The organism is Shimazuella alba (assembly GCF_009831235.1).
GTDB classification, from domain to species: Bacteria; Bacillota; Bacilli; order Thermoactinomycetales; family Thermoactinomycetaceae; genus Shimazuella; species Shimazuella alba.
Map to the genome: position 1 here is coordinate 35,470 of NZ_WUUL01000010.1, position 22,383 is coordinate 57,852.

The 22,383-nt window shown below is 38.9% G+C and carries 24 protein-coding genes; all 24 read left to right on the forward strand.

Going from position 1 to position 22,383, the window contains the following annotated elements:
- Positions 1-23 precede the first annotated feature (23 nt).
- The 24 genes from tsf to GSM42_RS14540 all read left to right on the forward strand — a co-directional run bounded on the left by tsf (position 24) and on the right by GSM42_RS14540 (position 22,292).
- Positions 24-677, forward strand: coding sequence for a translation elongation factor Ts (tsf, locus tag GSM42_RS14425; protein WP_160802247.1), 654 nt, complete (start codon positions 24-26; stop codon positions 675-677).
- Between the two features lie 65 nt (positions 678-742).
- Positions 743-1,471 (forward strand): UMP kinase, encoded by a 729-nt coding sequence (pyrH, locus tag GSM42_RS14430; protein ID WP_160802248.1) that lies wholly within the window; start codon positions 743-745, stop codon positions 1,469-1,471.
- Positions 1,468-2,025: a ribosome recycling factor gene (frr, locus tag GSM42_RS14435; protein ID WP_160802249.1), complete on the forward strand. Its 558-nt coding sequence runs from the start codon at positions 1,468-1,470 to the stop codon at positions 2,023-2,025. Before pyrH ends, frr begins: the two co-directional genes overlap by 4 nt.
- A gap of 93 nt (positions 2,026-2,118) precedes the next feature.
- A complete protein-coding gene (locus GSM42_RS14440) occupies positions 2,119-2,889 on the forward strand; it encodes an isoprenyl transferase (protein ID WP_237446623.1) in 771 nt (256 codons plus the stop codon).
- Between the two features lie 191 nt (positions 2,890-3,080).
- The gene (locus GSM42_RS14445) at positions 3,081-3,884 is read left to right on the forward strand and encodes a phosphatidate cytidylyltransferase (RefSeq protein ID WP_160802250.1); all 804 of its coding nucleotides are present in this window, start codon (positions 3,081-3,083) and stop codon (positions 3,882-3,884) included.
- 38 nt (positions 3,885-3,922) lie between these two features.
- Positions 3,923-5,071, forward strand: a complete 1,149-nt coding sequence (locus GSM42_RS14450) for a 1-deoxy-D-xylulose-5-phosphate reductoisomerase (protein ID WP_160802251.1) — start codon at positions 3,923-3,925, stop codon at positions 5,069-5,071.
- Positions 5,072-5,083: 12 nt separating this feature from the next.
- Positions 5,084-6,349, forward strand: coding sequence for an RIP metalloprotease RseP (gene rseP, locus GSM42_RS14455; RefSeq protein WP_160802252.1), 1,266 nt, complete (start codon positions 5,084-5,086; stop codon positions 6,347-6,349).
- 15 nt (positions 6,350-6,364) lie between these two features.
- Positions 6,365-8,056, forward strand: a complete 1,692-nt coding sequence (locus tag GSM42_RS14460; RefSeq protein WP_160802253.1) for a proline--tRNA ligase — start codon at positions 6,365-6,367, stop codon at positions 8,054-8,056.
- Between the two features lie 319 nt (positions 8,057-8,375).
- A complete protein-coding gene (locus GSM42_RS14465; protein ID WP_237446625.1) occupies positions 8,376-9,125 on the forward strand; it encodes an LPXTG cell wall anchor domain-containing protein in 750 nt (249 codons plus the stop codon).
- Between the two features lie 273 nt (positions 9,126-9,398).
- Positions 9,399-10,328 carry an LPXTG cell wall anchor domain-containing protein gene (locus GSM42_RS14470; RefSeq protein ID WP_160802255.1) on the forward strand — a complete coding sequence of 310 codons (930 nt, stop codon included), beginning with the start codon at positions 9,399-9,401 and terminating at the stop codon, positions 10,326-10,328.
- 2 nt (positions 10,329-10,330) lie between these two features.
- The gene (locus GSM42_RS14475) at positions 10,331-10,918 is read left to right on the forward strand and encodes a class D sortase (protein WP_160802256.1); all 588 of its coding nucleotides are present in this window, start codon (positions 10,331-10,333) and stop codon (positions 10,916-10,918) included.
- A gap of 305 nt (positions 10,919-11,223) precedes the next feature.
- Complete coding sequence (gene rimP / locus GSM42_RS14480) at positions 11,224-11,676, forward strand: ribosome maturation factor RimP (RefSeq protein ID WP_160802257.1); 453 nt, start codon at positions 11,224-11,226, stop codon at positions 11,674-11,676.
- Between the two features lie 19 nt (positions 11,677-11,695).
- The gene (nusA, locus tag GSM42_RS14485) at positions 11,696-12,769 is read left to right on the forward strand and encodes a transcription termination factor NusA (RefSeq protein WP_160802258.1); all 1,074 of its coding nucleotides are present in this window, start codon (positions 11,696-11,698) and stop codon (positions 12,767-12,769) included.
- Complete coding sequence (gene rnpM, locus GSM42_RS14490; RefSeq protein WP_160802259.1) at positions 12,766-13,044, forward strand: RNase P modulator RnpM; 279 nt, start codon at positions 12,766-12,768, stop codon at positions 13,042-13,044. The genes nusA and rnpM overlap by 4 nt, the downstream gene beginning before the upstream one ends.
- Positions 13,034-13,333 carry a YlxQ family RNA-binding protein gene (locus tag GSM42_RS14495; protein ID WP_237446626.1) on the forward strand — a complete coding sequence of 100 codons (300 nt, stop codon included), beginning with the start codon at positions 13,034-13,036 and terminating at the stop codon, positions 13,331-13,333. Before rnpM ends, GSM42_RS14495 begins: the two co-directional genes overlap by 11 nt.
- A gap of 17 nt (positions 13,334-13,350) precedes the next feature.
- A complete protein-coding gene (gene infB, locus GSM42_RS14500; protein WP_160802261.1) occupies positions 13,351-15,543 on the forward strand; it encodes a translation initiation factor IF-2 in 2,193 nt (730 codons plus the stop codon).
- 1 nt (position 15,544) lies between these two features.
- A complete protein-coding gene (locus GSM42_RS14505) occupies positions 15,545-15,826 on the forward strand; it encodes a DUF503 domain-containing protein (RefSeq protein WP_160802262.1) in 282 nt (93 codons plus the stop codon).
- A 12-nt stretch (positions 15,827-15,838) separates the two neighbouring features.
- Entirely contained in the window at positions 15,839-16,186 is a 348-nt protein-coding gene (gene rbfA, locus GSM42_RS14510; protein ID WP_160802263.1) for a 30S ribosome-binding factor RbfA, read from the forward strand.
- A gap of 10 nt (positions 16,187-16,196) precedes the next feature.
- Positions 16,197-17,141 (forward strand): DHH family phosphoesterase, encoded by a 945-nt coding sequence (locus GSM42_RS14515; protein WP_160802264.1) that lies wholly within the window; start codon positions 16,197-16,199, stop codon positions 17,139-17,141.
- Positions 17,138-18,043 carry a tRNA pseudouridine(55) synthase TruB gene (truB, locus tag GSM42_RS14520; protein ID WP_160802265.1) on the forward strand — a complete coding sequence of 302 codons (906 nt, stop codon included), beginning with the start codon at positions 17,138-17,140 and terminating at the stop codon, positions 18,041-18,043. Before GSM42_RS14515 ends, truB begins: the two co-directional genes overlap by 4 nt.
- Positions 18,043-19,023, forward strand: coding sequence for a bifunctional riboflavin kinase/FAD synthetase (locus GSM42_RS14525; protein ID WP_160802266.1), 981 nt, complete (start codon positions 18,043-18,045; stop codon positions 19,021-19,023). Before truB ends, GSM42_RS14525 begins: the two co-directional genes overlap by 1 nt.
- A 268-nt stretch (positions 19,024-19,291) precedes the next feature.
- Entirely contained in the window at positions 19,292-19,561 is a 270-nt protein-coding gene (rpsO, locus tag GSM42_RS14530; protein ID WP_160802267.1) for a 30S ribosomal protein S15, read from the forward strand.
- Between the two features lie 112 nt (positions 19,562-19,673).
- Complete coding sequence (gene pnp, locus GSM42_RS14535) at positions 19,674-21,797, forward strand: polyribonucleotide nucleotidyltransferase (RefSeq protein ID WP_160802268.1); 2,124 nt, start codon at positions 19,674-19,676, stop codon at positions 21,795-21,797.
- Positions 21,798-22,031: 234 nt separating this feature from the next.
- On the forward strand, positions 22,032-22,292 hold the full coding sequence (locus tag GSM42_RS14540) for a hypothetical protein (RefSeq protein ID WP_160802269.1): 261 nt from the start codon (positions 22,032-22,034) through the stop codon (positions 22,290-22,292).
- Positions 22,293-22,383 lie beyond the last annotated feature (91 nt).

Below are 22,383 nucleotides of genomic sequence, written 5' to 3' on the forward strand. Positions count from 1 at the left end.
AGAGTGAAAGGTAGTGGCATTAGATGGCTATTTCGGCTTCAATGGTAAAAGATCTACGGCAAAAAACTGGTGCTGGGATGATGGATTGTAAAAAAGCGCTTACAGAAACAAATGGTGACATGGAGAAAGCGATCGAATATCTTCGTGAAAAAGGAATAGCTGGGGCTTCCAAAAAAGCAGATCGTGTTGCAGCAGAAGGTATTGTTGAATCTTACATACATGCTGGTGGGCGTATTGGTGTATTGGTGGAAGTAAACTGCGAAACTGATTTTGTAGCAAAAACTCCTGAATTTGGTGCGTTTGTTAAAGATATTGCGATGCAAATCGCTGCGATGAACCCAAAATATGTTCGTCGTGAAGAAGTGGCAGAAGAAGAAGTAGAAAAAGAACGCGAAATCTTAAAGCAACAAGCTCTTCAAGAAGGTAAACCAGCTAATATCGTTGACAAAATGGTAGAAGGTCGTCTGGTGAAACACTTCAAAGAAATCTGCCTACTCGATCAAGTATTTGTAAAAGATAATGATAAAACGATTGATCAATTGGTAAAAGAACAGATTGCGCGCATCGGAGAGAACATTACCATTCGTCGTTTTGTGCGTTTCGAACTAGGAGAAGGTATTGAAAAACGCCAAGACAACTTTGTAGAAGAAGTTATGTCTCAGGTAAACAAAGGTTAAAGCGATATGGGGAGCACATTTCGTGTATCCCCTTTTTCAACTACTGATAGAAATGTGGGGATCGTATGAGCACTCCCAAATATAAACGTGTTGTTTTAAAACTAAGTGGGGAAGCATTAGCTGGAGATCAAGGTTATGGGATTGATTCAGCGGTACTTACTTCTATTTCCCGTCAAATCAAAGAGATTATTCACTTAGGTGTAGAAGTTGCAATTGTTGTAGGCGGAGGAAACATATGGAGAGGTATCGCGGGTACCAAACGCGGGATGGATCGTGCAACCGCTGATTATATGGGAATGTTGGCTACTGTGATGAATTCTCTTGCCTTGCAAGATTCTTTGGAATCCATGGATGTGGCAACAAGGGTTCAGAGTTCGATTGAGATGAGACAGATTGCTGAACCTTATATTAGACGTCGTGCTATTCGTCATTTGGAGAAAGGGCGCGTAGTTATTTTTGCAGCAGGTAACGGCAACCCTTATTTCTCAACTGATACAACTGCTGCGCTTAGAGCCGCAGAAATTGAGGCAGAAGTAATTTTGATGGCGAAAAATAATGTAGATGGTGTGTACAATACGGATCCACGCATTGACCCGAATGCAGAGAAATATGACACATTAACCTTCTTAGAAGTGTTAAATAAAGGGCTAGCTGTCATGGACTCTACCGCATCTTCTCTATGCATGGACAATAATATTCCTCTGATCGTTTTTAATATTACGACAGAAGGTAATATCCGTCGCGTATTAATGGGTGAGTACATAGGAACTGTTGTAAGGGGGAACCACAAATGATTAATGAAGTAAAGTCAGCTACACAAGGTAAAATGGATAAAGCAGTACAAGTGTTAAAAAGAGATTTAATGTCACTACGTGCCGGGCGTGCAAATCCAGCCCTATTGGATAAGGTGATCGTTGATTACTATGGTAGCCCTACTCCAGTAAACCAGCTTGCCAATATCAGCACTCCAGATCCTCGTACTCTATTTATTCAACCTTGGGATAAAACAGCAGTAGCACAAATTGAAAAATCAATTTTAAAATCAGAACTTGGTCTTACTCCAAACAGTGATGGTGCTTCCATACGTATCACTATCCCTGCGCTGACAGAAGAACGCCGTGCAGAATTAGTAAAAGTAGCAAAAAAAATGGGCGAAGAAGCTAAAGTTGCCATTCGCAATGTTCGTCGAGATGCAAATGATGAATTAAAAAAATTGGAAAAAAATGGCGAAATAACAGAGGATACTTCACGTCGCGGTCAAGAAGATATCCAAAAAGTAACAGATCAGTTTATCAAGGATATTGATAAAGTAGTTGCTGAAAAAGAAAAAGAGATCATGGAAATCTAATGGTGTGTACCGGGAAACTCCTTCAAATTTGAGGGGGTTTTCGACTACACCTTTACTATCCACATTGCAATTACTCGTGGTGGAGGTATATATATGCTGTTAGGAATTAAACGCCTGTTCGCTCAACGTAATTCAGACGATGGTTTTCCTGTTATGTTTGATAAACAAATGTTACCAAAGCATGTTGCGATTATTACCGATGGGAATGGGCGCTGGGCCAAGAAGCGTGGATTACCACGAACTGCTGGACACGCTGCAGGCATGAGGAGAGTAAGAGAGACCATAAGAGCGGCTAATGATTTGGGAATTGAAGTACTTACTTTCTATTCTTTTTCGACTGAAAATTGGAAAAGACCAAAAGAAGAAGTGGAATATCTCATGAAGTTGCCGGTTGAATTTTTGAAAACTGATTTACAAGAGTTAGTGGACAGAAATGTAAGAGTTCAGATGTTAGGTGAAAAGAAACAAACTCCTACTTTCACGCAACAAGCACTTACAGAGTTTGAAGAGAAGACAAAACAAAATACTGGGATGATTCTTAATTTTGCTATTAACTATGGATCAAGAGATGAGATTCTATCCTCAGTTAGACAGATTATAGATGACATTGAAATGGGAAATATTAGTAAGAATGATATCTCAGAACAAGTTATCAGTGAAAGACTACTTACTAAAGGATTACCCGATCCAGATTTGGTCATTCGCTCGAGTGGGGAAATACGTATATCAAACTTCTTGCTTTGGCAAATCGCTTATAGTGAGCTCTGGTTTACCGAAGCACTTTGGCCTGATTTTACAAAAGATATGTTTCTACAAGCCATTGGTGAATACCAACAGAGATCGAGACGTTATGGATCCCTCTAATACAGGTCAGTAGAAAGTAATCGATACAAGGAAATAAATGATAGCAAACAAGTACACATGCATGTTGTGACAAACTAGCTGTTTTTCGCATTTCCTGTAAAGGAGGTAGGACAGGAGAGGATCGCCGACTGCAAAGAATGCAGGCACTCCTCTACGCCAAATCAGATTAGGTGGGTATCCTGTCGGCAATTATGAAAGTGCGCATCATTTCAGGAGTACTAGGAGCCATTTTCTTTTTGCTATTGTTATGGTTAGGCTCTTGGTGGTATTCGGTATTTATCTGGATACTTGCAACAATATGTTTTTTGGAATACTGTCGGCTTTTTGGTTTTACTTATAAAAAACCCCAAGTGATGCTTGGGATACTAATCTTTTGGCTGATGATTGTAGCTCGATTAAAAACGCAGTTAGGACTAGCTTTTTTACCTACACTAACTTATTCAAATGTGTTAATTCTAGGTCTGGTTTTATTTCTTTCTTTATTGGTATTTTCTCGTAACCAATTTGATATTTATCAAATGGCGCACTTATTTATTGGTACGATATACATAGGTTTGGGTTTTTCCTATATGATCAAGATTATTTGGCAACCAGATGGGTTTTTATGGTCTCTTTTTGTACTTCTCATCATCTGGGCGAATGATACTGGTGCATATTTTACTGGGAAAAATTTTGGAAAACGTAAGCTATGGCCATCAATTAGCCCGAATAAAACGATTGAAGGTTCTATTGGAGGAATTATACTAGGTTTAGTCGTAAGTGGTTTTTTTGGATATCTCTTCCCGCAAATATGGACGATCAGTTACGCAATAGGTCTTGGTCTACTCATTTCTGTTCTCGGACAGCTTGGAGATTTAGTAGAATCAGCGATTAAGCGATCTACAGGAACCAAGGATTCAGGCAAAATTATGCCAGGTCATGGTGGTGTACTAGATCGATTCGATAGTTTAATTTTTACCTTTTTGGTACTACAAATATTTACTAGCTCTTTTTAGATCATGAGTTTTCTAACAGAATGAAGAGGAGAACTTAGATGTTAGAGAAAATTTCTATTTTAGGTTCAACTGGTTCCATTGGAACAAGTACTTTAGATGTAGTCAAACAACATCCAGAGGAGTTTCAGGTAGTTGCTTTAGCAGCTGGTAACAATGTAGAAGAAATGATCAGACAAGCAAAAAACTTTCAACCAAAAGTAGTTTCGATGGCTACCAAACAATTGGCTGATCAAGTTGCAGCTGAGATTTCAGATTCGATAAAAGTAGTTTGGGGAGACGAAGGTCTTATAGAAGTAGCGACTCATTCAGATGCTACTTATGTTGTATCTTCTCTTGTTGGAAGTAGAGGTTTGCAACCTACATTGGCAGCAATAGAAGCAGGAAAAAGAATCGGTCTTGCAAATAAAGAGACCTTGGTTACTGCTGGTCATTTAGTTATGGAAAAAGCAGAACAACGTAAAGTTGATATTTTGCCGATAGATAGTGAACACTCCGCTATTTTCCAATGCTTAAACGGGGAAAGAAAAGAAGATGTAAAGAAAATCATTTTAACTGCATCAGGTGGAGCTTTTCGTGATTATACAAGAGAACAGCTGGCAACAGCTACACCAGAGATGGCGCTAAAACATCCCAATTGGGCGATGGGAGCCAAAGTTACTATCGATACTGCTACCATGATGAATAAAGGATTAGAAGTAATGGAAGCACATTGGTTGTTTGCAGTTCCATATGACCAAATTGATGTCTTGGTTCATCCACAAAGTATTATTCACTCTATGGTAGAATTTCAAGATGGGGCAGTCATGGCGCAGTTAGGAACTCCAGATATGAAAGTGCCGATTCAATATGCATTGTCGTATCCGAAAAGGCTGCCACTTTCCATGCCAGCCTTATCATTAAGTGATATCAAACAATTAACTTTTCGAGATCCTGATGTAAAGAGATTCCCTTGTTTGGCAATGGCGTTTGAATCAGGTCGGATCGGTGGAACAATGCCTACGGTTTTAAATGCTGCAAATGAAGTCGCTGTTGAGAAATTTTTAAACAAAACTATTCCCTTTTTAGGAATAGAGGCTATGATAGAGAAAACCCTTAGTGAACATGAAGTGATAAAAAATCCTCAACTAGAAGAAATTCAACACGCAGATCAGTGGGCACGTGAATTTGCTCGTCAATTAACCTTTTAGGTGGTGATGTTGGTGCACGTACTGCAAACTGTTATTACGTTTGTAATTGTTTTGAGTGTATTGGTTTTTGTGCACGAACTTGGTCATTTTCTGTTTGCAAAAAGAGCTGGAATCCTGGTTCGAGAGTTTGCCATTGGAATGGGAACAGTGGTTTACTCCAAAAGAAAAGGAGAAACCTTATATTCTATCCGTCTATTACCTTTAGGCGGGTTTGTTCGTATGGCAGGTGAAGACCCCGAGATCATCGATATCAAACCCGAATCTAGGCTGTATCTAGATTTTAGTAATGATCTCGTAAAAGATATCTGGTTGATAGAACCTGAGCAAATTAGTGATATGGTTTCTGGTACCTTAGTAGAGATGGATACAGAAAAAGATTTGCTTGTTACTATTTTATTAGATAATGGAGAACAAGTGCGTTACCCATTGCATCGAGAGGCTTTCATCCATTTCAATAAAAAAAATGAGATGCAGATTGCACCACTTGATCGTCAATTCGGTTCCAAGACAGTTTGGCAGAAAGCTCTCGCTATTTTGGCAGGACCAGTATTTAATATTATTCTGACAATCATTTTATTTGGAATATATACGGCTGTGATCGGAGTCGAATCAAAACTACCCATTAGCGTCGTTTCCAAAGGATCACCAGCGGAAAAAGCTGGTTTAAAAGCAGGAGATGTGATTCAGTCTGTAAATGGAAAACAGGTGTCTACCATTGATATGCTGCGAGTAGAACTTGTTAATTCAAAAGGAAAAGCAGTTCCATTTGTGATCAAACGAGGCAATCAAGATTTACATTTAAAGATCGCGCCCCAAAAGCAAGGGGAAGTATATATTATTGGAACCATGTTTGATCAAAGACAAATGATGCGTAAGGCTACGGTTGGGGAAACCATCCGTGAAGGTTTTAAACAAACCTACAATTGGTCTATCGTTATATTGGATGGTTTCCGCAGTCTAGTAACAGGTCAGATCTCCATTAAGAACTTGGGCGGACCAGCACAGATGGGCTATTTAACTGGTAAAGCAGCAGACGCAGGTTTTGTTGCATTGATTAAATGGACAGCATTGCTGAGCTTAAACCTAGGAATATTTAATCTACTTCCTATTCCTGCTCTTGATGGTAGCAGACTCGTCTTTATCATTATTGAGGGAGTTCGAGGTCGACCGATCAATCCAAATAAAGAAAGTTATGTTCATTTTGTTGGGTTTGCTATGTTGATGATGTTAATGATATTTGTGACGTACAACGATATCATTAAAATATTTTTTTCCTAGAAATGAGGAAGGATTGTGAGACAGAAGACCGCTTTTATTCCAACTTTAAGGAGTGTTGCTGATGCAGAGATGATCAGCCACCAGCTATTGGTTCGGGCTGGTTTTATACGCCAAGTAGCTGCTGGAGTATACAATTACTTGCCACTTGCACAACGTGTGCTAAATAAAATTTCTACCATTGTTCGAGAAGAAATGGATCGTATTGGATCTCAAGAATTGTTAATGCCAGCATTAAATCCTGCTGAGCTTTGGCAAGAGTCTGGTCGATATGATACATACGGTCCAGAGTTAGTAAAGTTACAAGATCGTCATGAACGTAATTTTATCCTTGGACCAACACACGAAGAAACCATTACTGATTTGATGCGAAAAGAAGTAAATACGTATAAAAAGTTACCAATGACGTTATATCAGATTCAAACAAAATTCCGGGATGAAAAACGTCCAAGATCTGGGTTACTGCGAGGCAGAGAGTTTATTATGAAAGATGCATACTCTTTCCATGCAGATCGGGATTCATTGGATGAGACTTATAAAGATATGTACCAAGCATATGTCAATATCTTCACTCGATGTGGATTGGAGTTTGGTGCAGTCGAAGCGGATTCAGGTTCTATTGGTGGAAAAGGAACACATGAATTTATGGTATTTTCAGAAGCTGGAGAAGACAAAATTGCTATATGTACCTCATGTGATTACTCAGCCAATATTGAAATGGCAGAAAATGTAGCAGAGGAAACGATTGAACCAAGAGATCAACAAGCACCACCCATGGAAAAAATTCATACTCCAAATGTGAAAACGATTGAGGAGCTTGTAACCTTTTTAAATGTTATACCAAGTTTATTGGTGAAGACACTGATATTTATCGTGGATGGAAAACCTGTCATGGTTTTGGTTCGTGGAGATCATGAAGTAAATGAGATCAAGGTGAAAAATGTACTAGAAGCAACAACCTGTACTATGGCAGATGAAGCCACCATTTTTAAAGTAACGGGAGCACATCCAGGATCACTTGGTCCCGTGAATGTAAAAGAAAAGATTACCATACTTGCAGACCAAGCACTTCGTTCGATGGTTGATTGGAACATTGGTGCTAATGAAGATGGTTACCATTTCATTCATGCAATGGAAGGAAGAGATTTCACTGTTAGTAGATATGCGGATTTGCGTACAGTGGAAGAAGGAGATAAATGCCCTCGTTGCGGTCAACCGATTCGATTCCAAAAGGGAGTAGAAGTTGGTCATATCTTCAAATTAGGAACCAGGTATAGTGATGCAATGAAAGGTAATTTTCTTGATGCAAATGGAAGAGAACAGACTTATCTCATGGGCTGTTATGGAATAGGGATTTCTCGTACACTATCTGCGGTAGTTGAGCAACATCATGATGAAGGTGGTATCATATGGCCAGAGTCTATTTCTCCTTTTGCCGTTCATTTAATAGCAGTAAATATGAAAGATGAAATACAACGCAATTTAGCTGAAAAACTTTATCGAGATTTATTACAAGCTGGAGTTGAAGTTTTGTTTGATGATCGCCAAGAAAGAGCTGGAGTAAAGTTTAAAGATGCCGATCTCATTGGTATTCCTACGAGAATTGTTGTAGGATCTAAAGCACCTGATAACTTAGTAGAAGTAAAATCTCGTCGTACTGGTGAGAGTCAAGAGGTTATGGTAGATCAAGTTTTAGATAGAATAAGATAAAGAGAAAGAACCCTTTAATCGAAAGAGGGTTCTTTCTCTTTATGATATATCGCCATATAGAGCGTTAGGTGTTGAGAGAAATTATTTTGAAAAGCTTTTGAAGACGAACTGATAAAAAAATCCTCATTTATAGGTTAGGAAAGCGGATTTAGAAAAATTCGAGTGGATCACTTTTACTTATATATAAAGAAATAAGACATCCGAAAAATATTTTTAATATAAATAAGATTCTATCATTTTTGTGATTTTTTATTGATAAATAAGATAAAATGAAGATGTTTCATCACATCAAATTTTTTATTCTTTTGAACGGAAAGAGGTGTTATTTCTGAAGGCAGAGATAATAAGTCAACTGTTTGCTATGAGTTTGTCTGTATTTACTTTAAGTTCAACTGCGCAAGCAAGTATGAATCTTACGAAACCAGTGTACAACCATGGGTGTCAAAACGATGATGGGAATGACGGCTACGGTGAAGACGAAAACATGAAACATAGTGATAGTGGCAAAGGATGCCTTAATGGCGGTGGGAATGGAAACGGATGCCACAATGGTGGTGCAAATGACGCTTATGATGGCGCGAATAACACCGACGGTGGGGCGAATGGCACCTGGGAAGTTAACAAGGGTTACAGTGATAGTGGGAATGGATGCCATAATAATGGCGGGAATGACAATGGTTGCAGCGGTGATGCAGGTAATAACTATGGCAGTAATGGATTGGAGAGCCAAAACGATAGAGGAAATGGGAACGGATGTCACAACAATGGTGAGGCAGGCGATGGTGGATCCGACGATGGATGCATGAATGGTGGTTGTATAAATAACGGAGGAACAACAGAGAACGGAGGAACAACAGAGAACGAGGGAACAACAACTAATGGTGGCTATACAAAAACAGATATAAAAGTAGATGCTACTCCTATTTCTACAGATGATGAACCAACTACTATTAATGGTGGAATATTACCTAAAACGGCTACAGCTTATCCATTTTCTGGGGTGATAGGTGCAAGTTTAGTAGCATTAGGTTATATTTTGAGAAAAAATAGAAATAAAAATAAAGGATAATATCTTGAGAGAGTATTGTTATTTTGATCTTAAAATTGCATTTAATTGGTGACAATTTCAATAAACGATATTTAAGATGTTCAAGATTTTTGAAGAAAGTTTATCTGCTCTATATCTGAAAAAGTTGTAACTTATAACAAATTTATTAAACATTGATTATTTCATTGACACTTATTTACCTGAATACTAAGATGAAAATAGACAGATATACAGAATTATTCTATACATTTATGGTTGAAAAAGGGAATAGAGCAAAAGGAAAGGTTGATATATTTGAAGAGAAGAAAAGTTGCTACAGGTTTTTTTGTGCTTGGTTTGTCTGTTTTTGCTCTGAGTCCTGTTGCATTAGCAGCAAATAAAAATGCTAATTTAGTTGATCTAGACACAAAAGTCAAGGTTTCCATCGGTTCTCAAACAGAAGAGCCTTGTGAAGGTGTGGACTGCAACGAGAACGGAGATAACAACGGTGGATCTGGAAACAACGGCGGATCTGGAAACAACGGCGGATCTGAAAACAACGGCGGATCTGAAAACAACGGCGGATCTGAAAACAACGGCGGATCTGAAAACAACGGCGGATCTGAAAACAACGGCGGATCTGAAAACAACGGCGGATCTGAAAACAATGGCGGATCTGAAAACAATGGCGGATCTGAAAACAACGGCGGATCTGAAAACAATGGCGGATCTGAAAACAACGGTGGATCTGAAAACAATGGCGGATCTGAAAACAATGGCGGATCTGAAAACAATGGCGGATCTGAAAACAATGGCGGATCTGAAAACAATGGCGGATCTGAAAACAATGGCGGATCTGAAAACAATGGCGGATCTGAAAACAACGGTGGAACTGAAAACAACGGTGGAACTGAAAACAACGGTGGAACTGAAAACAACGGTGGATCCGAAAACAACGGTGGATCCGAAAACAACGGTGGTGTAGATACACCTGAGAACAATGGTGGCGTAGATATCCCTGAAAACAACGGTGGAACTGTTGATGTACCAGTTACTAACACAGATGCACCTGTAGTTGTTGCTCAAAATGAAACACCAGTAAAAGAAACTGCAACTGATGAAGAACCTACAACTGTTAATGGTGGGGAACTACCTAAAACAGCTACACCTTTACCATTTGTTGGCTTGATTGGTGCTGGTCTTGCTTCTCTTGGCCTACTTATCCGTAAAAAAGAGAAACAGTAGAAATGAAAAGAATTTCACTCTTACTCATGATGGTAGGAGTGTGTATGATGGGTTATACGATGTTCACATATGTACCTCAAATGTTTATAGGCAGTTCGGTCAATAAATCTGATATTGATAAAGTAATGGCAGAAGCAAATAATAATACTAACGTGGACAAAAAAATCTTATATCCAATTAGACCAAAAACGGGTGAAAACGTCGGAGAGTTGATTATTCCGAAATTAAATGCTATTTTGCCTATCATTGAAGGTACAGATCCGGATGAGCTGGAAAAAGGTGTAGGTCACTATGCACAAAGTGTGCTACCAGGTGAAAAGGATAATGCTGTTTTAAGTGGTCATAGAGACACGGTATTTCGAAATGTGGGAAAGCTGGAGATTGGCGACCAATTGGTTACGAAAACCAGTGCAGGTGTATTTACTTATAAAATCGTAAAAATGTGGGTAGTAGACGAAGATGACAGAACCGTTATCGTTTCTCATAAAGGGAAACAGATTTTAACTCTTACTACATGTTATCCATTTAACTTTATTGGCCCAGCTCCTCAACGGTACATTATACAATCAGTATTAATCGGAACAAAATAGTTCTATCCTTTTTATCAACCATGTAGGGGGATTCTATCCTCCCTTTTTTTTTGCCAAAAATCCTCTTGATGAACAAGGGAACCGAATGATTTGCTTCATTGGAAACGATTATGTTATAATCTTTTTGGCAATACTACACACAGTAACTACATTTGATTTATCAGATGTAAATCCTTCACCTACCTTAAGCACTTCAGGTGAAGTGCTTCTCTAAGGAATTGGTGATTTATTAGATAGGCTCCTGTGAAAGAGTGGGTAAATACCCACTCTTTGCATTTTAAAAGCTACTTATGGAGGTAGTATTCTTGAGTCGACAAGTTGTAGAGCAAGTAGAAAAGATTGCCGTTCCACTTCTTGGGGTTCTTGGACTAGAACTGGTAGAAGTGGAATATAAGAAAGAAGGACCAAACTGGTTTCTAAGAATTTATATCGATGGTCTAGAAAAACCAGTAGACTTGGATGATTGTGCCAAAGCTAGCGAACAGCTTAGTCTTGCATTGGATGAGAAAGATCCTATTCCAGGAAATTATTACTTGGAAGTTTCATCACCAGGTGCAGAAAGACCACTCAAAAAAGAATCAGATTTTCAAAAAGCAATTGGAAAAACCATACACGTAAGTACATATGAACCTATTGATGGACAACGGACTTTTGAAGGGAAATTAGACCAAGTTCTACAGGATGTAATAGTAGTAAATGGACAATCTATTCCCCGAAACAAAATAGCGAGTGCTAGGTTAAGCGTGGTTTTTTCATAATGAAGGGAGGATTAGGCCGGTGAATGCGGAGTTCATCGAAGCACTCGGTCAATTAGAGAAAGAAAAAGGAATTAGCAAGGATATCTTGATCGATGCGATAGAGGCAGCATTAATTTCTGGTTATAAACGTAATTTTCATTCAGCACAGAATGTACGAGTAGATATTAACAGGGAAACTGGTAGAGTTCGTGTATTTGCGCGGAAATCTGTTGTTGAAGAGGCTCTAGATCCTCGATTGGAAATTTCTTTGGAAGCAGCAAAAGAAATTAATCCAAACTATTCATTAGAGGATGTAGTTGAAATCGAAGTAACTCCAGCTGATTTTGGCCGAATCGCTGCTCAAACCGCAAAACAAGTTGTTACACAGCGGATCCGTGAAGCAGAGAGAAATATTATCTATTCCAATTTTATTGATCGGGAAGAAGATATTGTCACTGGAATCGTACAACGTACTGATAATCGGAACTACTTTATCGATTTAGGTAGAGTAGAAGCATTGCTACCTCATTCAGAAACCATGCCAGGGGAACGGTTCAAACATGGGGATAGAGTGAAAACGTTTATCACCAAAGTGGAAAAGTCAACCAAAGGTCCCCAAATTTTTGTGTCTCGTACTCATCCAGGATTACTAAAACGTTTATTTGAATTAGAAGTCCCAGAAATTTTTGATGGTGTTATTGAGATAAAGTCAATTGCAAGAGAAGCAGGGCAACGTTCTAAAGTAGCAGTTACATCAAGGGACACCAATGTAGATGCTGTTGGTGCTTGTGTAGGACATAAAGGTGTAAGAGTTCAGACCATTGTCAACGAACTTCGGGGTGAAAAGATAGATATCATTCGCTATTCTGAGGATTTAACAGAATGGATTGCATCAAGTTTGAGTCCTTCTAAAGTAACCTCTGTTACTATATATGAAGAAGAAAAAATGGCAAGAGTAGTGGTGCCTGATCATCAATTGTCTTTAGCGATTGGAAAAGAAGGTCAAAATGCACGTTTAGCTGCAAAATTGACCAATTGGAAAATAGACATCAAGAGTGAGTCTGAAGCAGGAGTGGATTTTGTACCTGCACATTCAGAGGATGAGGTCGAGTGAAGAAGAAGAAAATTCCTATGCGCAAATGTATTATCTCGCAAGAGATGTTTCCGAAGAAAAGTCTAATTCGTGTAGTAAGAACTCCTGAAAACGAGGTTTTGATCGATCCGACGGGAAAGAAATCCGGTCGAGGTGCTTATCTATGTGCCAAATTAGAATACATTGATCTTGCCCAGAAGAAGAAGTCACTAGAACGGATTTTTCAAACAAAAATTGAACCTACTTTGTATGACCAGCTTAGAGAATATGCAGAGGGAGTCTCTCATGAAGAATAATTTCTTTCAAGTGTTAGGTCTAGCACAGCGAGCGCGTAAATTAACATTGGGAGAAGAGTTTGTTCTTCAATCCGTTCGAAATGGCCAAGCAAAACTGGTTATTTTGGCAACGGATGCTGGAAAAAATACTACCAAAAAGATTACGGACAAATGTAATTCTTATGATGTTCCTTTGCTTCAAGTAGGTACAAGAGTTGATCTTGGAACTGCAGTAGGAAAAGGAGAACGAGTCGTTATGGCAGTAACCGATTCTGGTTTTTGTCAGATGCTAAGGGGGCTCGTTACGTAACTAATGGGGGTGAACGGATGACGAAAATCCGTGTATATGAGTATGCCAAAGAGAAAGATATGAGCAGTAAAGAAGTTATTCATATATTAGAAAAAGTGGGCATTCCTGTAAATAATCACATGAGTGTCATGGACGAAACTGCAACAAAAAAAGTGGAAGAGTTTGTAGCAAAAATAAAGCAGGGGTCTGCAGCTGTAAATCAGGAGAAACCGAAAAGTCAGAAACAAACTGTACAACATGGGGCGGCGAAGTCTATGGAACAAACAAATAATAATTCTACTGAAGAAATTCAAGAAAAAGGCCAACCTTCTTCTCGAGCTAATCAAGAACCGATCAAAAAAAATAAACAACGCAGCAACAATACCTTTTCTAAGGGTAGAGGCGGTGCAAAAGGCAGAGGGAACAGAAAGAAAAATGATCGAAGATCGCAAAATAAAGAAAAGCAGGCACCAGTGTTGCCAAAAGAAATTACAGTGTCTGGGCCTCTTTCGGTTGGAGAATTTGCAAAATTATTAAGAAAAGAAGCATCAGAAGTTATTCGTAAATTAATTCCTATTGGTGTCATGGCGACCATCAATCAAGAAATTGATGTGGACACTATGACCCTAGTGGCAGAAGAATTTGGTGTTACTGTTATCTATAAAGAGGAATTTGACGAATCCAACATCGAAGAAATAGAAGAAGTAGATGAAAAAGAAAATCTACAAGAACGTCCACCTGTTGTTACGATTATGGGACACGTTGACCATGGGAAAACAACACTATTGGATAAGATCCGTAGTACAAACGTTACCTCAGGAGAAGCTGGTGGAATCACTCAGCATATCGGTGCTTATCAAGTAGAGATTAGTGGGAAGAAAATTACATTCCTTGATACACCAGGTCACGCAGCTTTTACAACTATGCGTGCACGTGGAGCAGAAGTGACAGATATTACTATCCTTGTCGTTGCTGCTGATGATGGAGTGATGCCACAAACAATTGAAGCCATTAATCACGCAAAAGCAGCGAATGTTCCGATCATAGTAGCAGTAAATAAAATGGATAAACTAGATGCAAATCCAGACCGAATTAAACAACAGCTTACGGAATATGGTCTTGTTCCAGAAGATTGGGGTGGAGACACTATTTTTGTTCCAGTGTCTGCCATCAACGGAGAAGGTATGGAAGATCTTCTGGAGATGATACTATTAGTATCTGAGGTACAAGAATTAAAGGCAAATCCAGATAAACGTGCTCGAGGGGTTGTAATCGAAGCTGAGCTGGATAAAGGACGAGGAGCAGTCGCGACTGTTCTCATTCAAAATGGTACACTGAAGGTAGGCGATGGGATTGTAGCAGGTAACTACTTCGGTAAGATTCGTGCGATGATCAATGATCATGGTCGTCGTGTCAAAGTAGCTCCACCATCTATGCCTGTTGAAATTCTAGGTTTACCTGATGTTCCAAGTGCCGGCGATCCATTTATGGTGTTTGATGACGAGAAGAAAGCCCGTGCGATTGCTGATAAACGTAATCAAAAACAACGGGAAGAAGAACGCGGGGCAAAAACACGCGTTACTCTTGATGATTTGTTTAAACAAATTCAAGAGGGCGAAGTGAAGGAATTAAATGTTATTATTAAAGCAGACGTACATGGTTCTGCTGAGGCAATGAGAGGCTCTTTAGAAAAAATTGATATCGAAGGAGCACGTGTGAAAATTATTCATACTGCTGTTGGTGCTATCACAGAGTCTGATATTATCCTTGCTTCTGCTTCTAATGCAGTAATCATTGGTTTCAACGTACGTCCTGAACCAAATGCACGAGCAACTGCGGAGCAGGAAAAAGTAGAAATTCGTTTGCATCGAGTTATTTATAAAGCGATTGAAGAAATTGAAGCAGCAATGAAAGGTCTATTAGATCCTGAGTTTGAAGAGAAAGTGGTAGGTACAGCTGAAGTAAGACAAATCTTCAAAGTATCTCGGGTGGGTACGATTGCCGGATGTTATGTAATTGATGGCAAAGTAGTACGAGATGGTAAAGCAAGATTGATTCGCGATGGTATTGTTGTTCATGAAGGTGAACTGGATACATTAAAACGTTTTAAAGACGATGCAAAAGAAGTAGCACAAGGTTATGAATGTGGTATTACATTAGCAGGTTATAATGATATGAAAGAAGGGGACTTGATCGAGGTGTATGTCATTGAAGAAGTAGCACGCACGTAATTTGTTTATTGGATTACTGACGTGTGAGGGGCAAATCCCTTCTTCCCTTTCACTCAAAGACAAACGAAGAGTATTACAATCTGCTCTTACTCGAATCAAGAACAAATGGAACCTTTCCGTTTCAGAAGTTGGAAGACAAGATGATCGCCAAGTGTTTGAGCTCGCCATTGTTGGAGTAGCAACAGCTAAGCATGTGGTGGAAAAAGAGCTTCAGCTCGCTTTAAAACTCTTAGAAGCGACAGATGAAATGTTGATCTTTCATATTGACATCACTTTTGTGTAGGAGGTGTCGCCCTTGGCACGCATCCGTGTGAGCCGTGTTGGCGAACAGATCAAAAAAGAGCTTAGCCAAATTATTCAACAAGAAATTAAAGATCCACGAATAGGATTTGTTACCGTAACTGCCGTAGAAATGAGCGGTGATCTACAGCAAGCAAAAGTATATGTAAGTATACTAGGTAGTCAATCAGAAAAAGATGAATCAATTGCTGCATTAGACAAAGCAAAAGGTTTTATTCGATCAGAAGTAGGTCGCCGTGTTCAATTAAGACATGTACCAGAAATACATTTTTCCGTTGACCACTCACTTGATCATAGTGATCAAATTACGCGATTGCTACACGATGTAAGAGATGAAGATTAGGAGAAACGTTATGTTAGACTGGACAAGTGCTACAAAAACACTTCAAAATGCTAGTCAAATCCTAGTTGTATCACATGTGAATCCTGATGGAGATGCTATCGGTTCTACTCTGGCTGTTGGAAATATGGTGGAATCTCTTGGAATTCCGGTGACACTTGTAAATGAATCACCTATTCCTGATAAAATTGCTTCGTTACCAGGAGCAGAAAAGATTCAATTTCCGTCTCAAGTAAGTGAACGCTTTGCAGTTATTATTGCTGTTGATGCTGCTGATATTTCCCGTATTGGGAATTGTCAGCAGCTTTTTGCCGATAACCCTACTATCATTAATATTGATCATCATGCTACCAACGATTATTTTGGAACGATCAATGTAGTAAAATCGGATGCAGCAGCAACTGTAGAGATTCTTTATGATTGGGCGGAGTATTTAAAGATTTCGATATCTAAACAGTTAGCTACGGTTTTGTATGCTGGTTTGTTAACGGATACAGGTGGATTTAGATATTCCAATACGACTTCCCATACCCTTCGAATTGCTGCAAATCTTCTAGATTTAGGGGTAGCCTCTTACGAACTGGCAGATCGATTATTGGAAACGATAAGTACAAGTTATCTCGAACAACTAAAAGATTCACTTGCCACCATTCAGATCGATTTAGATGGTAAGGTTGCATATTTAACATCGATGGAAGAAGATAATGAAGGCTTGGTTAACTTTGCTCGTAATATAGAAGGCGTTGATGTAGGGGTTCTGTTTCGTCCCAAAGATGAACATCACATAAAAGTAAGCCTTCGATCACGTCAATTGATCGATGTATCCCAAATAGCCCTCTCGCTTGGTGGAGGTGGCCATGCACGAGCTGCTGGTTGTACGATAGAGGGAACTATGGATGAGGCAATTGAGGTAGTAATCCAAAAATTGAAAGCAGCTTTTGAGGGCGTGAATGAATGACATTACATGGAATTATACCTGTTTGGAAGCCCAAAGGCATGACATCTCACGATGTAGTCAGCCGAATTCGACGGTTAGCAGGTCAAAAGAGGGTTGGTCATACAGGTACACTTGATCCAGAAGTAGAAGGTGTTTTACCTATCTGCCTAGGTCAAGCAACAAGATTGGTAGAATATATCCAAAATCTTCCAAAGCGATATCAAGGGACGATGACGGTAGGAATTGCTACAGATACAGAAGATCAAACTGGAAAGATTGTAGAACAAGTAGATGATATACCAAAAACATTTCCTTTAGACGATGTTGCCCAAGCTTTTCAAGGGGAAATGGAACAAGTGCCACCTATGTATTCAGCAGTAAAAATAAAAGGTGAGCGACTGTATGAATTGGCAAGAAAAGGTTTAGTAACAGAGCGTCCATCTCGACGTGTCACGATTTACCAATTAGATATTCAGCAAGTGGAATCGGATGCCTATCCAATATTAGCTTTTGATGTAACATGTTCGAAAGGTACTTATGTACGAACTTTGTGTGTGGATATTGGAAAATCATTGGGATACCCTGCTCACATGAGCAAACTAATTCGAGTACAAAGTGGTCCTTTTCAAACAGCAGATTGTTACACATTAGAAGAATTGGGATTAGCAAAAGAAGAAGGTACATTTGCACAAACATTAGTAGCAATGGGTGAAGCGATGTGTCATCTTCCAGCGATTGTAGTAAATCAAGAAGATGGACAGCGAGTGTTAGATGGAAGTATATTTGAATGGGATGAAACGGTAAAAGTTTCCGCATCTAACTTGGTTCGCATTTATGATGAATCAGGTAGATTTTGTGCAATTTACGAGATCCATCATCAAGATTTAAGACCAGTAAAAGTATTTCGGGATGTGCATGAATAATGAAAATAATAGAAATTACTTACCCGTTTGACCCGAATTCAATGGACATGGAAAAGTTAAGTTTAGCAATTGGTTTTTTTGACGGGCTGCATTTAGGCCACAAAGCAGTAATAAAACGAGCTATCCAAAAGGCAAATGAGTTTGCAATTACTCCTGCAGTTATGACATTTTCCCCTCATCCAAGGGAAGTTCTTGGAAGAAAATCTTTCACTGGTTATTTAACTCCATTGAAAGAGAAATTATATCAATTTGAAAAGCTTGGTATGAAGCGAGCTTATATTGTTACTTTTGATCAATCTTTTGCTCAATTAGATAAAGAAAAATTTGTTACAGATGTTTTACTTCCACTTCAAGTCTCGGCTGTAACAACTGGATTTAATTTTACATTTGGTCACCGAGGTATGGGTACTGCTGCTGATCTGGTCCAACTTGGTAAAGGATTGTTTGATGTAGAAATCGTATCTCCGATCATTATGGAAAGCTCAGCAGTTAGCAGTACAAGAACACGAAATGCTCTTTCTTCAGGAGATATTCATTTGGCAAATGAACTTCTTGGTAGACCCTATCGAATTCAGGGTGAAGTAGTTCATGGAGATAAGAGAGGTCGTCAAATTGGGTTTCCTACTGCTAACATACAACCTGATCAACCATATTATATACCTGCTCATGGTGTTTACGTTGTTCGTGCCTTTTTTAAAGGGAATTTTTCATATGGTGTTATGAATGTTGGTGTTCGGCCTACTTTTGACCAATCACAAGTCCAAACAAAATTGGAAGTACACCTATTTCATCAGTCACCAAATTTAAATTTATATGGTGATATGGTACAAGTGGAATTATTACATTACCTCCGAACGGAAACAAAGTTTGCTTCTGTTGAGGCATTGATAGATCAAATAAGAGCAGATGAGGTACAAGCTATAGGGTGGTTAACGAAAAATAAAAGCTCTTTGGAAGAACCAAACAATAGTCTTGTATAAAAACCAATCTCATTCGAGAGATTGGTTTTTATACATATCAAGTTGTTGATCTTAGTGTTCATGGAAAGTATAGTTTCTTTTGCAAAATTCACTCTGTATTTGTTAACATTCTATATATTTTTCTTTTGGCATCTTGGTTTGTCTACAAACATTTACAATGATCATTCTTTAAGCTATAATGTCTTAGGAACCGTGACTCGGTTTTCCGTTTGCCTCAACGGTGCACTGGGTTATTGGGGTTGACTGAATATATGGAGGTGAAAGAAAGATGACGATTTCTCTCGAGAAAAAACGTGAAATTATTAATGAGTATAAAACCCATGAAAGTGATACTGGATCTCCTGAAGTACAAGTAGCGATTTTAACTCATCGTATCAATGAGTTGAACTCCCACTTGCGAGATCACAAGAAGGATCACCATTCACGTCGTGGTTTGCTCAAGATGGTTGGACAGCGTCGTAACTTGCTTACTTATTTAAAAGATAAGGATGTTACACGGTACCGTGAGCTAATTCAAAAACTTGGATTACGTAGATAATAAGCGGGGTATTAGACCCCGTTTTTTTATACCTTTTGAAAAAAGCATAAGCAGGAAATACTAATAAAAACGAGAATAGAAAAATGTTAAACGTCTGAAAGGAGGCAATGAAGTGGAGTCTCAATTGTTTGAAACAGAGCTCGGTGGACGAAAACTTTCATTTGAAATCGGGAAATATGCAGCTTTAGCAAATGCATCTGTAATGGTGAGATACGGGGATTCTGCTGTACTTGCTACGGTAGTTGTATCAAAGGAACCAAAAGAACTAGACTTTTTCCCACTTACGGTTAATTACGAAGAGAGATTGTATGCTGTTGGAAAAATACCAGGTGGTTTTATTAAGAGGGAAGGTCGGCCTAGTGAGAAGGCTATTTTAGCCAGCCGTTTGATTGACCGGCCAATACGTCCTTTATTTCCAGAGGGATTTCGTCATGAGGTCCAAGTTGTAACAACTGTCATGTCAGTTGATCAAGATTGTTCTACTGAAGTTGCTGCAATGATTGGAGCTTCTCTTGCATTATCCGTTTCTTCCATTCCATTTGCAGGTCCGATCGCAGGTGTTATTATTGGTCGTGTAGATGGGAATCTTATCATTAATCCTACAGTAGAACAAATGGAACAATCTGATCTGCATTTAGTTGTAGCTGGTACCAAAGATGGCATCAATATGGTAGAAGCAGGTTCCAAAGAAATTCCTGAGTCGATCATGTTAGAAGCAATTTTACTTGGGCATGATGAAATAAAAAAAATGGTTGCAGTACAAGAAGAAATCTCTTCAAAATGTGGAAAAGAGAAAATGATTCCCGTGCTAGCTTCCATCAATGAAGATGTGGAAAATCGTGTCCGCGATCTGGCTACAAAAGAACTGATTGCTGCCATTCAAGTAGTCGAGAAACAAGCAAGGCAAGAAGCCATTGATGAAGTGAAAAAAGCAACGATCGAAACCTTGCAAAACGAATGTACAGAAGAATATTTTGCTGCAAATGAAAAAGACTTTTATAAGACATTGGATTTAATCGTAAAAGAAGAAGTGCGTCGTCTCATTTTAGAAGAAGGAAAACGGCCAGATGGACGTACTACAGAAGAAATACGACCACTCTCTAGCGAAATTAATCTTTTGCCTCGAACACATGGTTCTGGTCTATTCCGTCGTGGACAAACACAAGTACTAAGTATTTGTACGCTTGGTGCACTTGGCGATGTTCAGATTTTAGATGGGTTAGATCTAGAAGAGTCCAAACGCTTTATGCATCACTACAATTTTCCACCATTTAGTGTTGGGGAAGCAAGACCTATGAGATCCCCTGGTCGACGGGAAATTGGTCATGGTGCTCTTGGCGAAAGAGCATTGGAGCAAGTTATTCCTAGCGAAGAAGAATTCCCATATACGATTCGATTAGTTTCGGAGGTTTTGGAGTCCAATGGTTCCTCTTCACAAGCAAGTATTTGTGCATCTACACTAGCGCTGATGCATGCTGGAGTTCCAATCAAAGCTCCTGTAGCAGGGATTGCAATGGGATTGGTAAAAGAAGGCGATTTGGTTAGTATCCTGACAGATATTCAAGGAATGGAAGATCATCTTGGGGATATGGACTTTAAAGTAGCAGGAACTCGTAAAGGTGTTACTGCTCTTCAAATGGATATCAAAATCGCTGGAATTGATCGCCCGATACTGGAGAAAGCGTTGCAACAAGCAAGTGCTGCGAGGTTAACCATTTTAGATAATATGGAAGCTACCATTAAAGAACCGAGCAAAGAATTATCTGCCTTTGCACCAAAAATTGTGACCATGCGTATTCATCCAGATAAAATTCGTGATGTCATCGGACCAAGTGGCCGCGTGATCAATAAGATTATTGAAGAAACTGGTGTGAAGATCGATATAGAACAAGATGGACGCATTTATATTGCTTCTTCTGATAGTGATCAAAATGAAAAAGCGAAGAAAATTATCGAAGATCTGGTACGAGAAGTAGAGGTAGGTCAAACATACTTGGGTAATGTAAAACGTGTGGAAAAGTTCGGTGCGTTTGTGGAGCTATTCCCAGGTAAAGAAGGTCTGGTACATATTTCTCAGCTAGCACTGGAACGGGTAGCAAAAGTGCAAGATGTGGTCTCCGTAGGAGATCAGATCATGGTGAAGGTGACAGAGATAGATGACCAAGGACGTGTTAATCTTTCTCGCAAAGTATTATTGAAGGAAGAAGAAGCAAGGAAAAAAGAAGCATCCAAGTAAACGGTAGAGTCAGATATGCCAAAATGGTAAATCTGTCTCTTTTTAATGCAATGATATGATGGAGGAAATCAATGAATAACAATAAGATTTCACCAAGTACATCTAATGATTTGTATGAAATACGTTTAAGAGAAGAAATGAATCGAATTTCAACATCTGCTTACAATAATGGTATTCAGATAACAAAACTAGAATCTTCAGTAGGGTTAGAAATCCTTAGGATTTTACTTTGTTATGCTTGCTTGTCAAGGACAGAACCTTGGCCCAATAACACTTGCAAGGAAACAAATTAAATTGATTCATCAAGACTGGTTACTTGAGCATATTCCCAAAGTCGCAAATGACTGCATAAACTTTGATGATGAGTGGGAGTATCGTAGATTATTAGAACTAATAGATGAAACAGTACCATCACTATTGAAATGGACTGTAGAGAAGGGCAAAGATTCTCTACATGAAGAAGTTCGTGAGGCATCTAAAGATTTTGCAATATAATAACCGAAAGTGGGCTTCTATACAGGAGCCAATAAAGTCTTTCTATTTTCTTTTTATCTGAGAACTCCATCATGCTTAGAACAACGTTTTG